At 63.1% G+C, this 12,679-nt stretch carries 16 protein-coding genes; 14 read left to right on the forward strand and 2 right to left on the reverse strand.

The genetic code is table 11. The features are described from left to right. The first annotated feature begins 176 nt into the window (after positions 1–176). Entirely contained in the window at positions 177–1,037 is an 861-nt protein-coding gene (locus tag DIE03_RS20045) for a site-specific DNA-methyltransferase (RefSeq protein ID WP_100556631.1), read from the forward strand. Further along, positions 1,034–2,083, forward strand: a complete 1,050-nt coding sequence (locus DIE03_RS20050; protein WP_124453307.1) for an XcyI family restriction endonuclease — start codon at positions 1,034–1,036, stop codon at positions 2,081–2,083. The genes DIE03_RS20045 and DIE03_RS20050 overlap by 4 nt, the downstream gene beginning before the upstream one ends. A 610-nt stretch (positions 2,084–2,693) precedes the next feature. Here the strand turns inward: DIE03_RS20050 and DIE03_RS20055 are convergent. Both DIE03_RS20055 and DIE03_RS20060 read right to left on the reverse strand, forming a co-directional pair. Continuing rightward, the gene (locus DIE03_RS20055; RefSeq protein WP_124453309.1) at positions 2,694–3,752 is read right to left on the reverse strand and encodes a phage portal protein; all 1,059 of its coding nucleotides are present in this window, start codon (positions 3,750–3,752) and stop codon (positions 2,694–2,696) included. Further along, entirely contained in the window at positions 3,742–5,502 is a 1,761-nt protein-coding gene (locus DIE03_RS20060) for a terminase ATPase subunit family protein (protein WP_124453311.1), read from the reverse strand. Before DIE03_RS20060 ends, DIE03_RS20055 begins: the two co-directional genes overlap by 11 nt. Before the next feature lie 144 nt (positions 5,503–5,646). Here DIE03_RS20060 and DIE03_RS20065 point away from each other — a divergent pair, with 144 nt between their 5' ends. The 12 genes from DIE03_RS20065 (at position 5,647) to DIE03_RS20120 (ending at position 12,652) form a co-directional block, all read left to right on the forward strand. Continuing rightward, positions 5,647–6,465: a GPO family capsid scaffolding protein gene (locus DIE03_RS20065; protein WP_124453313.1), complete on the forward strand. Its 819-nt coding sequence runs from the start codon at positions 5,647–5,649 to the stop codon at positions 6,463–6,465. A gap of 36 nt (positions 6,466–6,501) precedes the next feature. Beyond that, positions 6,502–7,521 carry a phage major capsid protein, P2 family gene (locus DIE03_RS20070; RefSeq protein WP_124453315.1) on the forward strand — a complete coding sequence of 340 codons (1,020 nt, stop codon included), beginning with the start codon at positions 6,502–6,504 and terminating at the stop codon, positions 7,519–7,521. Next, entirely contained in the window at positions 7,518–8,204 is a 687-nt protein-coding gene (locus DIE03_RS20075; RefSeq protein WP_124453317.1) for a terminase endonuclease subunit, read from the forward strand. The genes DIE03_RS20070 and DIE03_RS20075 overlap by 4 nt, the downstream gene beginning before the upstream one ends. Before the next feature lie 104 nt (positions 8,205–8,308). Then, positions 8,309–8,791 carry a head completion/stabilization protein gene (locus tag DIE03_RS20080; RefSeq protein WP_124453320.1) on the forward strand — a complete coding sequence of 161 codons (483 nt, stop codon included), beginning with the start codon at positions 8,309–8,311 and terminating at the stop codon, positions 8,789–8,791. Beyond that, positions 8,791–9,003, forward strand: a complete 213-nt coding sequence (locus DIE03_RS20085) for a tail protein X (RefSeq protein ID WP_124453322.1) — start codon at positions 8,791–8,793, stop codon at positions 9,001–9,003. Before DIE03_RS20080 ends, DIE03_RS20085 begins: the two co-directional genes overlap by 1 nt. Before the next feature lie 2 nt (positions 9,004–9,005). Next, on the forward strand, positions 9,006–9,380 hold the full coding sequence (locus DIE03_RS20090) for a putative holin (RefSeq protein ID WP_012327676.1): 375 nt from the start codon (positions 9,006–9,008) through the stop codon (positions 9,378–9,380). Then, entirely contained in the window at positions 9,380–9,700 is a 321-nt protein-coding gene (locus tag DIE03_RS20095) for a phage holin family protein (RefSeq protein ID WP_014724682.1), read from the forward strand. Before DIE03_RS20090 ends, DIE03_RS20095 begins: the two co-directional genes overlap by 1 nt. After that, a complete protein-coding gene (locus DIE03_RS20100; protein WP_124453324.1) occupies positions 9,693–10,493 on the forward strand; it encodes an N-acetylmuramidase domain-containing protein in 801 nt (266 codons plus the stop codon). Before DIE03_RS20095 ends, DIE03_RS20100 begins: the two co-directional genes overlap by 8 nt. Then, the gene (locus DIE03_RS20105; protein ID WP_124453326.1) at positions 10,490–10,981 is read left to right on the forward strand and encodes a hypothetical protein; all 492 of its coding nucleotides are present in this window, start codon (positions 10,490–10,492) and stop codon (positions 10,979–10,981) included. The genes DIE03_RS20100 and DIE03_RS20105 overlap by 4 nt, the downstream gene beginning before the upstream one ends. Beyond that, on the forward strand, positions 10,978–11,388 hold the full coding sequence (locus tag DIE03_RS20110; protein ID WP_124453328.1) for a phage tail protein: 411 nt from the start codon (positions 10,978–10,980) through the stop codon (positions 11,386–11,388). Before DIE03_RS20105 ends, DIE03_RS20110 begins: the two co-directional genes overlap by 4 nt. Next, positions 11,388–11,837 (forward strand): phage virion morphogenesis protein, encoded by a 450-nt coding sequence (locus DIE03_RS20115; RefSeq protein ID WP_124453330.1) that lies wholly within the window; start codon positions 11,388–11,390, stop codon positions 11,835–11,837. Before DIE03_RS20110 ends, DIE03_RS20115 begins: the two co-directional genes overlap by 1 nt. A 53-nt stretch (positions 11,838–11,890) precedes the next feature. Continuing rightward, the gene (locus tag DIE03_RS20120) at positions 11,891–12,652 is read left to right on the forward strand and encodes a GIY-YIG nuclease family protein (protein WP_124453332.1); all 762 of its coding nucleotides are present in this window, start codon (positions 11,891–11,893) and stop codon (positions 12,650–12,652) included. The last annotated feature ends 27 nt before the right edge of the window (positions 12,653–12,679 follow it).

The raw sequence follows: 12,679 nt of genomic DNA on the forward strand, positions 1-12,679 counted from the left end.
CGTTGCACCGGTAAGCGCCGATCCTCATGCCCCTGAGCCATCAACTAACGCTCGGAGGCAACTCGCGCTCGCGCGAAGCCGTCGAGAGAAAACACTCCGAATTAGTTGAGAGGCCCGACGCGGACCGTGCGTTGTATGATTCGGCATCGCTGGATCAACTCTGCCCAAAATTCTCGATGCGCACGGCAAAAATTCGCAACCCGGAGCCGCTTCGGCTCGACGACTCCGTTATATTTGAAGGCAGCGCACTCAACGTCCTTCAACGCCTACCCTCCTCTAGTGTTCAGTGCGTCGTGACCTCGCCACCGTACTGGGGCTTACGCGACTACAACATTGCCGACCAGATCGGTCTAGAGCAAACCCTACCGCAGTTCATACATAGACTGCAGGCAGTTTTTGCCGAAGTTCGACGTGTTCTGAAAGACGATGGCGTTCTATGGCTGAATATCGGCGATGGATACACCAGCGGGAATCGCGGCTGGCGCGCTCCCGATAAGAAGAACCCCGCGAGAGCCATGGCGGTTCGTCCAGACACACCCGAAGGTTTGAAGCCAAAGGATCTCATGGGGATTCCGTGGCGGCTCGCTTTTGCACTTCAGGATGATGGCTGGTATCTCCGGGCTGACATCGTTTGGAACAAACCGAACGCTATGCCTGAGAGCGTAAAAGACCGGCCAACGCGCGCTCACGAGTATGTCTTCATGTTCAGCAAGAGTGAACGATATCTTTACGATCGCGAGGCTGTATTGGAACCCAACGGTCGGAACTGTCGCTCGGTGTGGAACATAAATACTCAAGCGTTCGCTGGGGCGCACTTTGCTACGTTCCCTCCCAAATTGGTCGAGCCCTGCATTCGTGCATCGACCCGTCCAGGCGATCTCGTTTTGGATCCATTTTTCGGGGCCGGCACCGTGGGCCTAGTTGCTCAACAGGCCGGGAGACGCTATGTCGGGATCGAACTAAACCCCGAGTACGTTTCTCTCGCGGTCGAGCGGCTTTCCGCTGACGAATCTTCAGTGGTTCGGGTGGCCGCATGACAAAAAAAGCAGAAGATTCAGGCGCCGATACCTCGTCAATCAGTGAGCGCGATTCAAAAATCACGTTTTCAGCGCCGGAACCTGATTTGCAAATTGCTTTCGCCGCGTCATTGCGGGAAATACGCGAGCATACGTTACAAGAGGCACTACGCGAAACTGTACGCTCCCTGTCGATCCCTGACATCGACAACGAGCTTGCGCGCTTCGTACCGAAACATGCATTGGCGCAATTGGCTAGCCAAGGGTTGCGGGGAGAGATGGTTTTTCCAGTTCCAATCGTGCTTTCGACCACACCGCGGTTATTGGGATATTATCGCCTGCTGTATGGCTATAGTCAGAAGGAGTTTTACACTTCTGCTACCGGATATTCACGGCTGAAACTTATGGAAGAGCGTGGCACCCTTAGCGCGGCGAGCGCAGAGGCGCTGCCCGACGCATGCTCAGCTCTCTGCGATGCCGGGGCGTTACTACTGACGGGCATTGGCACGGCAAGCGTGAATGCCGCCTTGCTCGACGACCTGACACTGCTCACGCTGGGTCCGCAATTGCGCGGCGGTGCAAACGTTCGTAAAGGAACCGCCGGCATCAGAACAGTATTCAACGCAATTCACGAGATAGTCGAAAAATCGGTTGTCAATATCAGCAATACGAGTATCGAAGTTAAAAATGCGGCCGGCAGAAGGGTTTTAATCGAGTTTGCCGCCGACCCCGACATTATTATTCGGGAGGAAATGCGAGCCAGCAGCTTTAGGCAGCTCATCGCAATCGAAGTCAAGGCCGGGTCCGATTTTTCGAATATTCACAATCGCGTAGGTGAGGCAGAGAAAAGCCACCAAAAAGCAAAAGCAAGCGGATTTGCCGAATGCTGGACCGTCGTAAACGTCGACAAAATGGATCTCCAAATGGCGCGCCGCGAATCCCCTAGCACAAATCGCTTTTATAAAATCTCAGATTTGGCAAAAGCAAGCGGAGATGACTTTCAGGACTTCCACGATCGAATAGTGTCTTTAACTGGGATTCCCACCGCCCTAGTTAGGCAGGGGTGAATCGCAGCTGAGCACCACGGCGGCTCCAACAACTCTGTATAGACAGGACCACGATACGCGGCACCGCAACAGACCAACTAGACGACTGCATGACCCCAGCCCGGCGCGGCACTCGCTGGACGGCCTAGAGGGACTCGCGCACGAGTGCGTAAAAACTGTTCATTTCTGCGAGCAGGTGATGCGGACTCGCCACTATCCTCGTCAGACTAAGATGAAGGCGAGACTGCGTAACCAAGGCGCATAAATTTGCATAGAAGAATCGGCCCGCCGCCTCCCGTGTCACCCACGCCAGGCGGCCCCGAACGCCGGGTGCATGAGTGCATAAAAACCGTTCGTTTTGGCGGGCAGGTGGGGCGGGGTCACAACTGCGCGCGCCGGGTCTAGATCGTCACCTCCGGGGCAGGGTCCGGCCCTTGGAACGGTGCCTCCGACGCGTCAAGCGGCCCGCCACGGCCCTGCGGCGGGCTCGCCCGACCCTTAGGGTGCATCCAGGCGGCAGCCGCTCTGAGGCGCCCTAATCCGCCCCGACCTTGCACGATCGACAGACGCAAAAAAAGCCGCCGGCACCGAAGTGCCCGGCGGCTTGCTTTGCCTGGTGTGCGCTCGGGCGTCAGCCCTTCGGCATCTCGAAGTCTCTAAACCGCACGACCTCGGTCCCGATCCAGTCGTTCAGCTCCCGGAGCCGCGCCTTCAGCGGCTCGATCTCGAGGCCATTGAATACCCCGGCCGCCTTCTCCACGTCACCGAAGCCGCCCGCGTTCGACGGGATGATCCCCATCAGTTGTGGCGGCACGCGGTGCGCCGCGAGCTGATCCTCGACAGTCACCTTTTTGATGTTCCAGAACTCGTCCTTCGCCGCGACCTCACCGATCGGCAGGAGCTGGATGCCGTCCTTCTTCCCTTTCGGCGCGTACATGAACAGGTTCCGGAAGTTGCCCGGCCCCTTCGCGTTCTTCAGCGCCGTACGCAGATTGTCGACGTCCTCCTGACGCTCGGCCGCATCGGTCATATACATGATGAAGCCGGCGTGGCTGCCGTTCTTGTAGTAGCGCCGGCGGAACAGCGTCGCGCTTTCGTTCAGCCAGGTCGAGTTCAGCGCCGACAGGTATTCGGGTAGCCCGTAGATCTCCTGGTTCAGGTCTGGCTCGTACAGGTGATAGACCGCGCCCTTCGGGAACGCATACGGCTCGCGCACGTTCGTCACGAACCAGTATTGATCCGGCTCGACGCCGACCCGCGTGTACTTCGCAAGCGACGACTTCAGCGCCATCGGTTTGCCGAGCTGGTTCGTGCGCAGCTCGAGGTAGCTGTTCGCGAAGACCAGGTACTCGAGCACGAATCGACTGAAGTCGGCCCGCGACAGCAGCGGATGCTCGATGTACGACTGCACAAGGATGTTACGCTTCACGTAGATGGCCGAGCTGTGATGCGGCGCGGCCCGGAACGAGCGCGCGAGCCCGTCGAGCGGCAGCGGTGGCTCATACCAGTTTCCCATCCGCATGCACTCGACGTAGTCGAGCAGCTCGCGCCGATCCATCACTTCGATCGGATCGCCAAACGAAAAAGCCTCTGCGCGCGGCGCCGGCGCCGGCGCCGACGTCAAATCGGCTGCCGGCTCGGCGCGGCTATGCGTGCGGCGCCCGGCGCCGCGTCGATACTTACCTGCCATCAAAAATCTCCATGAATCCGGTATTGGTGCCCGTGGCGCCCTCGAGCGGCTCATTGGCGAGCGCGTGCATGCACGCCCAGGCCAGGTCCCCGTGGCTCGCCTCTTCGGATCGGCTTGCCTTGTACGTGACCTGCAGGCCGCTCGGCGTGATGGTTTTCTTGATCGCCATGAACGATGCGGCGAGGTCCTTCCAACCCGTGTCGAATTCGAGCCGGCCCTTGCGAATCACGTTCTGCGCCTTCATCACGAGCGCTGTCTTGATCTCGACCGAGTAGTGGAACGCCGTCGCGGCCGGGAAAAATTTCGTGACGAGCTGATAGACGCCCTGCCCGATCCCGGTCGTATCGATGCCGATGTAGGTCACGCGGTAGCGCCTGGTCAGCGCCTCGATCTTCGCGGCCTGCGCTTCGAAGTCCAGGCCGTGCCACTGGAACCGCTCAAGCACGCGGAATTTCCCGCCGGGATACTTCGGCGGCGCCAACACGACGCAGCCCGCGCTGTCGCCCGTGTGCGACGGGTCGTAACCGATCCACACTTCTTCGTCGCCGAACGGGCGCATGTACAGCGGCTTGAAGTCGTCCCACACTTCCCAGGTGTCGACCATGCACGTCTGCAGCGTCGCCAGAGGGAAGACCGACAGCGAATCGTCGATGAACTGGCACAGCAGCAGGTTCGCGTATTCGTCCGCGCTGTATTCGAGCTTCAGGCGCTCGAGGTCGAACAGGTTGCAGCCTCCGCGCACGGCATCCTCGACGGTCACGATCTGCCGATACTGGCCGTCTGCACACGTGCGCCCGGCCGCGAGCGCCGCGTTCGAGATATCGATCGAAACGCGCTGATCCTTCGGACGGCCGCGGTTGAACAGTGCCCCGGACCAGAACGGATACGCATCGTGCGCGAGGCTCGACGGCGTCGAGAAATACGTCTGCCGCCACTGCGAATGGATCGCCATGCCCGACGCAACCTTGCGCAGGTCCTGGAAGCGCGGCACCCAGAAATACTCGTCGAAATACAGGTTGCCGTGATAGCTCTGCGCGGTGCGCGCGTTCGTGCCGAGGAAGTACAGCGTCGCGCCATTCGGCAACACCATCGGATCGCCGCGCAGCTCAACGCCGACCGCATCCTTCGCGAACTGGACGATGTACTGGCGGAACACGTGCGCCTGCGCCTTACTGGCCGACAGAAAAATCTGATTGCGGCCGGTGTTCAGCGCATCGAGCAGCGCTTCGCGCGCAAAGTACCAGGTCGCGCCAATCTGGCGGCTCTTCAGGATGTTGCGAATCCGCTCTTTGAAGCCCGCGCGATACCAGGTGCGTTGATAGTCGAAGATCGATTCGAGAAACGCGTCGTTCAGCTTCTCGACCTGCTCATCGCTGAAGGCGTTGCGATCGTCCGAGCTGCGTGACCGGCGCGTGCCGCCACCGCCCCCGGATTCGCTCACCTTTGCATCGTTCGCTGGTCTCGAGCGCAACCGGTCGAGCTGACGTGTCAGCAGGTCGATCTCCTTGAAGTCGCGCCCTTCCTTCGCCTCCTTCGTCACCAGCTTGATCAACTGCGCTTCGATCGTCATGTTGACGCGATCGACCGGCTCTGTTTCGTCCCATCCATCACGCTTTTTCCAGCTATAGAGGGTGGCCGGCTTCGCGCCGAGCAGCTCGGCGATGCGCGCGATGCGATACCCCTGCCAGTACAGGTCGCGTGCGCGTCGGCGTGGATCAACGTCGGTTGAATCGATGGGAAGTGCAGTCATGCAGCAAGGCTACCGACGCGCGCGCGTAGGCCCTACTGCATACGGTTGTATCGGTTGCGTGCACAACCAACATGCGTTGCGACGCCGGATCGAACTGCCGAAACTGGAATCCCTGAACACAGCCCCCTCTCAGCGGATTCGCACATGGCACAGGACGCAAAGAAGACGAAGTTTTTCCGGATCGCGACCGAAGGCGCGACGACGGACGGCCGCACGATCGATCGCGCGATGCTCGAACAGATGGCGAGCAGCTACGACCCGAAGACGTACGGCGCACGCATCAACATGGAACACATTCGCGGCTACACCCCGGATGGCACGTTCCGCGCGTATGGCGACGTGATCGCACTCAAGGCCGAAGAGCAAGACGGCAAGATGCGTTTGCTCGCGCAGCTCTCCCCGACGAAAGACCTGGTCGCAATGACCACGGAGCAACGCCAGAAGGTCTACACGTCGATGGAGGTCGACCCGGACTTCGCCGACACCGGCGCGGCGTACCTGGTCGGCCTGGCCGTCACCGACAACCCGGCGAGTCTCGGCACCGACATGCTCGCCTTCAGCGCGAAGCACAAGACATTCGACACGCGCAAGCAACGCCCGGAAAACCTGTTCAGCGCTGCCGTCGAAGCCGACATCGAGATCGAGGACGACGCACCGCGCACCAACGACGCAGGCAAGTCGTTGTTCTCGAAAGTGCGCGGCCTGCTGAACCGAAAGGAAGCCTCCGACGACCAGCGTTTTTCCGACCTGTCGCAATCGGTCGTCGCGCTCGCCGAAAGCCAGAGCCAGGTGCTCGAGCAGCTCGAGAAGTTCAACACGAATTTCGATGAACTGAAGCGGGCGCAGAAGGACGGCGACAAACGCCACAGCGACCTGGTCCAGAAGCTGTCGCGTACCGACAGCAGCGAGCAACAGCGGCCGATGTCGACGGGCAGCGACAGCGGGGCGCAGACCGACTGCTAACCGACCCTCATCCCATTTTCTAAAGACGGAGAACCCATGCGGAACACTACCCGCGAGCAGTACAACCGGTACCTGGCCCGCATCCAGGAACTGAACGGCGTCGGCGATGCGACGAAGAAGTTTTCGGTCGTGCCGAGCGTGCAGCAAACGCTCGAAACCAAAATTCAGGAATCGAGCAGCTTCCTCGGCCGCATCAACATCCACGGCGTCGAGGAAATGGAAGGCGAGAAGATCGGCCTCGGCGTGTCCGGGCCGATCGCAAGCCGAACCGATACGACCAAGCGCGCGCGTGAGACTCGCGACGTCTCGGCACTCGACAACCAGAAATATCGCTGCGAGAAGACGGACTACGACACCCATATTCGCTACCAGCAGCTCGACGCGTGGGCGAAGTTCCCGGATTTTCAGGCGCGCGTGCGCGATTCCATCATCGTGCGCCAAGCGCTCGATCGCATCATGATCGGCTGGAACGGCGTCAAGGTTGCGGCCGACACCGATCTCAACGCGAACCCGCTGCTGCAGGACGTGAACATCGGCTGGCTGCAGCAGTACCGCAACAACGCGAAACAACGCGTGTTCTCGGGCGTGAAGATCGGCAAGGGCGAGGAATTCAAGAATCTCGACGCGGTCGTTTCGCTCGCGCGCAACGAGTTCCTCGACCCGTGGTACGCCGAAGACCCGAATCTCGTCGTGATCTGCGGCCGCGAGTTGCTCCAGGACAAGTATTTCCCGCTCATCAACCAGGCGCAGCCGTCGACCGAAACGCTCGCAACCGACATCGTCGTCTCGCAGAAGCGTATCGGCAACCTGCCGGCTGTCAGCGTTCCGTACTTCCCAGCTCATGCGCTGATGGTCACGCGCCTGGACAACCTGTCGATCTACTGGCAAATCAGTGCGCGCCGGCGCTCGCTGAAGGAAGTGCCCGAGCGCGATCGCATCGAGAACTATGAAAGCTCGAACGACGCGTACGTGATCGAGCAGTACGGCGCAGGCTGCGTGGTCGAGGACATCCAGCTCGTCGACGCTGCCCCGGCTGCTCCGCAGGGTGGCGCATGACGAACCCGTTCCGCGAACACTTCCAGCGCACCGTCGCGGCCACGGCTGCGCGCGGTACGCCGACGAGTGTCGGCGGGCTGCGCGACGACTCGGCGTACACGCTGATGCTCGCGCAGCTCGACGAACACCGCCGCGCGCTGAAGGCCGTCGAGTCGCTCGAGCGCAAGGCCGACCTGAAGCGGCAGTTTCTGCCCGCATACGACGCGTGGGTCGCCGGCGTGCTGGACGGCGCGGCAGGCGCCCAGGACGACGTGCTGATGACGATCATGGTTTGGCGCATCGACGTCGGCGACTTCCGGGGCGCGCTCGAGATCGGCGCGTACGCGGTACGCCACGAGCTCGCGCTGCCCGACCAGTACAAGCGCAGCACACCGTGCCTGCTGGTCGAGGAATTCGCCGAAGCCGCGCTGCGTGCGAACCGGGCGGGCGATCCGATCCAGGTCGAGCCGCTGCTCGAGATCGAATGGCTGACCGTCGTATGCGACATGCCCGATGAAGTGCGCGCGAAGCTGCACAAGGCCATCGGCTACGGCCTGGCGGCGTCCGACCCGGCGAAGGCACTCGACCACCTGCGCCGCGCGTTGCAGCTCTTCGCGAACGTGGGCGTGAAGAAGGACATCGAGCGGCTCGAGCGCGAGCTGAAGAATTCCGCCAACGGGGGCCAGTCCGGCCCCGGTGGCTGACACCGAGCGTACCCCGCGCACCAGGCGGCACGGGGCCGTAGCCGGCACTGTCCGCGCGAAAGCCCCGTCCACCGCCTCACCCTCTCAACCTGACGAACCCAACCATGTCCTTTGTCTCGACCCCGCCGCTGCCACGCGCGCCGGCGGAGGCGGAACCCGCCAAGCCGATCAAGAACGACCCGTTCTATCCGGATGTGTCGCTCGACCACGCGCGCGACACGATGCGCCTCGACGGGTCGATCACCGACGCCCGTCTGCGGCACGAGCTGCTCGCTGCGATCGCCGAGGTCAACGACGAGCTGCGCAGCGCACGCGCGGCGTGGCGCGATGCCGGCATCACCTGCCTGGCCGACGCGCCGGCCGACCAGCTCGACGGCGAAAGCGTACGGCTGCAGCACTACCGGCGCGCGGTGTATTGCCTGGCGAAGGCGACGCTCATCGAGCGGTACCGCGACTACGACACGACAGGCGACGGCGCACGCCGCGCAGACGAGCTCGAGCCCCAGGGCGACGAGCTGCGCCGTGATGCCCGCTGGGCCATCAGCGACATCATCGGCCGCCCTCGCGTGACGGTGGAGCTGATCTGATGGAAGTGCGGGCGCTCCAGGGGGAAACCATCGACGCGCTGTGCTGGCGCGTGCTCGGCCGCACTCGCGGCGTCGTCGAAGCGGTGCTCGACCTCAACCGGGACCTGGCGCAGTACGGCCCGATCCTGCCTCACGGGCTGCTCGTCGAGCTGCCCGACGAAGTACCGCAAGCGGCGCAATCCGGCGCCGAGCGGCTCCAGTTATGGGAATGAAGATGGCTGAACCTATTTCCACGTCGTCCGCGACGGTCGCGGCGCTCGGCGTCGCCACGCTGTCGCTGTTTCCCGGCGTCGACGCCAACGTCGTCATGGGCGCGTTCGCCGGCTCGCTGCTGTTTGTGATGACGGCCGCCGATCCGTCGATTCCGAAGCGCATCGCGTTCTTCGTGATCTCGTTCGTCGCCGGGTGCCTCACGGCCGAGCTGTTCGCCGCCGCGCTCGACGCGGTGCTGCCGGCGCGCGTCGAGGTACATGCCGGCATCGGCGCGCTGATCGCATCCGCGCTCGTCGTGAAACTGCTGCTGTGGCTGATCGCCCAGGCCGACGCGCCCGATCGGCTGCTGAACGTGTTCAAGGGGAGGGAAAAGTAATGCTCACGACCGTCTACGTGCTGCTGTGCGCGGCGCTCGCGCTGCGCCTCGTGACCTTCCGCCGTGGCACGAGCGCCCACCGGCCGCTCGCGGCATGCCTGGCGTACACGATCGCGGTCGCCGCCGGCGCCGCGCCGATCCGCGCTGCGTTCGGCATGCTGCCGCCGGCGAATCTTGCCGACACGGTGCTGGTCGGCGTCCTGTGCCTCGCCGTGTACGGTGTTCGCGGCAACGTCGTCGAGCTGTTCCACCGTGGCAACCCGCGCGACTCAGTAATCGCGCGCGTGCTGCAATTCAAGGTATGGGGGCGCCATGTATAAGACCCTGCGCCTCGGCGACCGCGGCGCCGACGTCAGCTACCTGCAGCGCCAGCTCATCGCAGCCGGCGCGCGCCTCGACACCGACGCAATCTACGGCAGCGCAACCCGTAACGCCGTGGTGGCGTTCCAGGCCACGCATGGGCTGGTCGCAGACGGCATCGCCGGCCCGAAGACCTGGTCGACGCTCTCGGCCGGCCGGCGCGATCCGCGCCACCTCACCGACGCTGACCTGCAGCGCGCGTCCGATCGGCTGCAGGTCGATATCGCGGCCGTGCGTGCCGTCAATGAGGTGGAATCGAAAGGCGCCGGGTTCCTGCCTGACGGCCGGCCCGTGATCCTGTACGAGCGGCACATCATGTATCGCCAGCTCGCGGCGGCCGGCCTGGACGCGGACGCGCTGGCGGCGAAATATCCGGCCCTGATCAACCCGAAGCGCGGCGGCTACGCCGGCGACGCGGCGGAATATGCGCGCCTGGCGAGCGCGTCGCAAATTTCGGCCGCCTGCGCGCTCGAGGCGACGAGCTGGGGCGCGTTTCAAATCATGGGCTTCCACTGGAAGGCGCTCGGCTATCCGGACGTGTTCGCGTTCGTCGACGCGATGAAGGTCAGCGAGGCCGAGCAGCTCGAGGCGTTCGTCCGCTTCGTCCTGGCTGACAAGGTAATGCTCGCCGCGCTGCGCGGTAAGAAGTGGGCGAAGTTCGCCGAGCTGTACAACGGCAAGGCGTACGCGGAGAACCTGTACGACGTGAAGCTCGAACGGGCGTTCGATCGCTACAGCCGGGCGGCCGCGTGACGACCGGCGCCCGTATCTTCGTCGCTAGCGTGATTGCGCTCGCCATTGCAGGTGTCGTCATCGCGATCCAGCATGCGCGCCTGGTCGACGCCGGCCAGCGCGTCGACGATCTCGCGCGCGACGTGCGCGATCGGACGGCCGAGCGCGACGCGGCACGCCGCGACGTGAAGGTCGTCACGCAGTACGTCGACCGTGTCCAGGTCGTCCGCGAGAAGGGCGACACCATCATCAAGGAGGTTCCCGTCTATGTGGATCGCGAAGCGGATCGCGCCTGCGTTGTTCCTGTTGGGTTTGTGCGCGTGCACGACGGCGCCGCCGCCAACGTGCCGGTGGGCGATCCCGGAAGCGCTGATGCGGCCCCCTCGGGCATTGCACTCTCTGCCGTCGGCTCAACCGTCGCAGGCAACTACACCACCTGTCACGAAAACGCCGAGCAACTGATCGCGCTGCAGACCCGAGTACGCGACACGGAGGAATCGGCGCCGTGAAGAAGCCCGATAGCTTGCGCGCGGCCCTCACTGCCGCTCTGCCCGAGTTCGCGCGCGATCCCGACCGGCTGCACGTCTTCATCGAACACGGGTCGATCGCCGTCACCGCTGCGAAGTCGCTGTCGTTCGAATATGCCTACACGCTCGACATCGTCGTGACGGATTACGCCGGCGATGCAGATCACCTGATGGTGCCGATCATCGCCTGGCTGAAGATCCACCAGCCCGAGCTGCTGCTCAACCGCGACCTCTGCCGCGACGGGTTCAAGTTCCAGGCCGAGCTGCTCGACAACGGCAAATCGGACGTCGAGATCCTGCTGAAGCTGACCGAGCGCGTCGGCGTTGTCGAGCAGCCGGGCGGCTATGAGATTCGCCACTTCGGCGAGCCACCGATCGCGGGGACCTGATGGTTGATCGCCTATCCCGCGCCGAAGACTGGGCGTCCGGCCTGCTCGGCCAGCTCACGGCCGCGCAGCGCGTGGTGCTGGCGAAAGGACTGGCCGCCGAGCTGCGCCGACGCCATTCACGGCGCATCGCCGAAGCCCGCAACCCGGACGGCAGCCGGTACGCGCCGCGCAAGCCGCAGGCTCGGCGCAAGAAGGGCCACATCCGGCGCGCGATGTTCGCGAAGCTGCGCACTGCGCGCTTCCTCAAAACCGCGTCGACCGCCGACGCGTCGGTCCTGCATTTCACGCGCCAGGTCGAACGCATCGCACGCGTGCACCAGGAGGGCCTGCGCGATCGCGTTGAGCGCAACGGGCCGGTCGTCCAGTATCCTGTGCGCCAGCTGCTCGGCCTGGCCGATGCCGACGTCGACCGGATCGCCGACGTCGTTCTTGACTTCCTGTCGAGCTAGTCCGAGTACGATTGGGCTACCGCCGTCCCAGAGTCATTGGATGTCAACAGCGTATGAAGCGTTTGATTGAACTGACTGCTAGCGCCGCTCTGCCTTCGTTGCGCAATCCCGCAACGAGCTGCCTGTTCCTTTACGTCATGCAGAATGAACACGGCCTCATCAAGATCGGGCGTAGCGATGACCCGCACCGTCGAGTGTCCGAGGTCCAAAAGAGCGCTCGTTGTTCGGTCGCCCTGATCGCCACTTTTCCTGAAGCCGGCCATTTCGAGGAGTGGATACATATCCAAATGGCCGATCATCTCATCGCATACGAATGGTTCGAAGGAACGCGCGAAGCGAGGGATGCGCTGGCCTCGCTTCTCGGACACGAACTGACCTGGACGTACGAGCTCGCGAAGCAGAGCGCCCGCGCATGGACAGAGCGGCTCCTCGACAGCGGGGCGGAGCGATACTGGCGCAAACGTGAACGCGACATGATCCGCAGAATTAAGGGGGCTGTCACCGGCAATGGGAGTTATCGCGCTCATCTCGACGGCTCCCTGGATCTCGACGGATACATCGCGCCGCACGTGGGATTCCGTGAACCGCTTCTCGAGCAGGACCGAGATGGCAAACCGGTTCTACTGGCGCGATTCGGCGACAGTGAAAAGATGACTATCGTGCCCGCCTACACCCGCTCGATGGTGGCCGCCCTAAGTCTGTGGCTACCCAATCCTGACCGGCCCATTCAATCCTTCGAGCGCCCGGTGGAATGCTGTTTCTTCGGCCTTTGTGACCGACTTGGATTCGATCCCGAGCGGCTATCGGTTTACTGAGCGAGCGACCAATATTTCGTTGTCGCC

This window comes from Burkholderia sp. Bp8992 (genome assembly GCF_003853705.1).
Taxonomy (GTDB): Bacteria; Pseudomonadota; Gammaproteobacteria; order Burkholderiales; family Burkholderiaceae; genus Burkholderia.

Bases quoted from the DNA above. Each gene is read 5' to 3' on its own strand.
- DIE03_RS20045 (WP_100556631.1), top strand. From the start codon at position 177: ATGCGCACGGCAAAAATTCGCAACCCGGAGCCGCTTCGGCTCGACGAC.
- DIE03_RS20050 (WP_124453307.1), top strand. From the start codon at position 1,034: ATGACAAAAAAAGCAGAAGATTCAGGCGCCGATACCTCGTCAATCAGT.
- DIE03_RS20055 (WP_124453309.1), bottom strand. From the start codon at position 3,752: ATGGCAGGTAAGTATCGACGCGGCGCCGGGCGCCGCACGCATAGCCGC.
- DIE03_RS20060 (WP_124453311.1), bottom strand. From the start codon at position 5,502: ATGACTGCACTTCCCATCGATTCAACCGACGTTGATCCACGCCGACGC.
- DIE03_RS20065 (WP_124453313.1), top strand. From the start codon at position 5,647: ATGGCACAGGACGCAAAGAAGACGAAGTTTTTCCGGATCGCGACCGAA.
- DIE03_RS20070 (WP_124453315.1), top strand. From the start codon at position 6,502: ATGCGGAACACTACCCGCGAGCAGTACAACCGGTACCTGGCCCGCATC.
- DIE03_RS20075 (WP_124453317.1), top strand. From the start codon at position 7,518: ATGACGAACCCGTTCCGCGAACACTTCCAGCGCACCGTCGCGGCCACG.
- DIE03_RS20080 (WP_124453320.1), top strand. From the start codon at position 8,309: ATGTCCTTTGTCTCGACCCCGCCGCTGCCACGCGCGCCGGCGGAGGCG.
- DIE03_RS20085 (WP_124453322.1), top strand. From the start codon at position 8,791: ATGGAAGTGCGGGCGCTCCAGGGGGAAACCATCGACGCGCTGTGCTGG.
- DIE03_RS20090 (WP_012327676.1), top strand. From the start codon at position 9,006: ATGGCTGAACCTATTTCCACGTCGTCCGCGACGGTCGCGGCGCTCGGC.
- DIE03_RS20095 (WP_014724682.1), top strand. From the start codon at position 9,380: ATGCTCACGACCGTCTACGTGCTGCTGTGCGCGGCGCTCGCGCTGCGC.
- DIE03_RS20100 (WP_124453324.1), top strand. From the start codon at position 9,693: ATGTATAAGACCCTGCGCCTCGGCGACCGCGGCGCCGACGTCAGCTAC.
- DIE03_RS20115 (WP_124453330.1), top strand. From the start codon at position 11,388: ATGGTTGATCGCCTATCCCGCGCCGAAGACTGGGCGTCCGGCCTGCTC.
- DIE03_RS20120 (WP_124453332.1), top strand. From the start codon at position 11,891: ATGAAGCGTTTGATTGAACTGACTGCTAGCGCCGCTCTGCCTTCGTTG.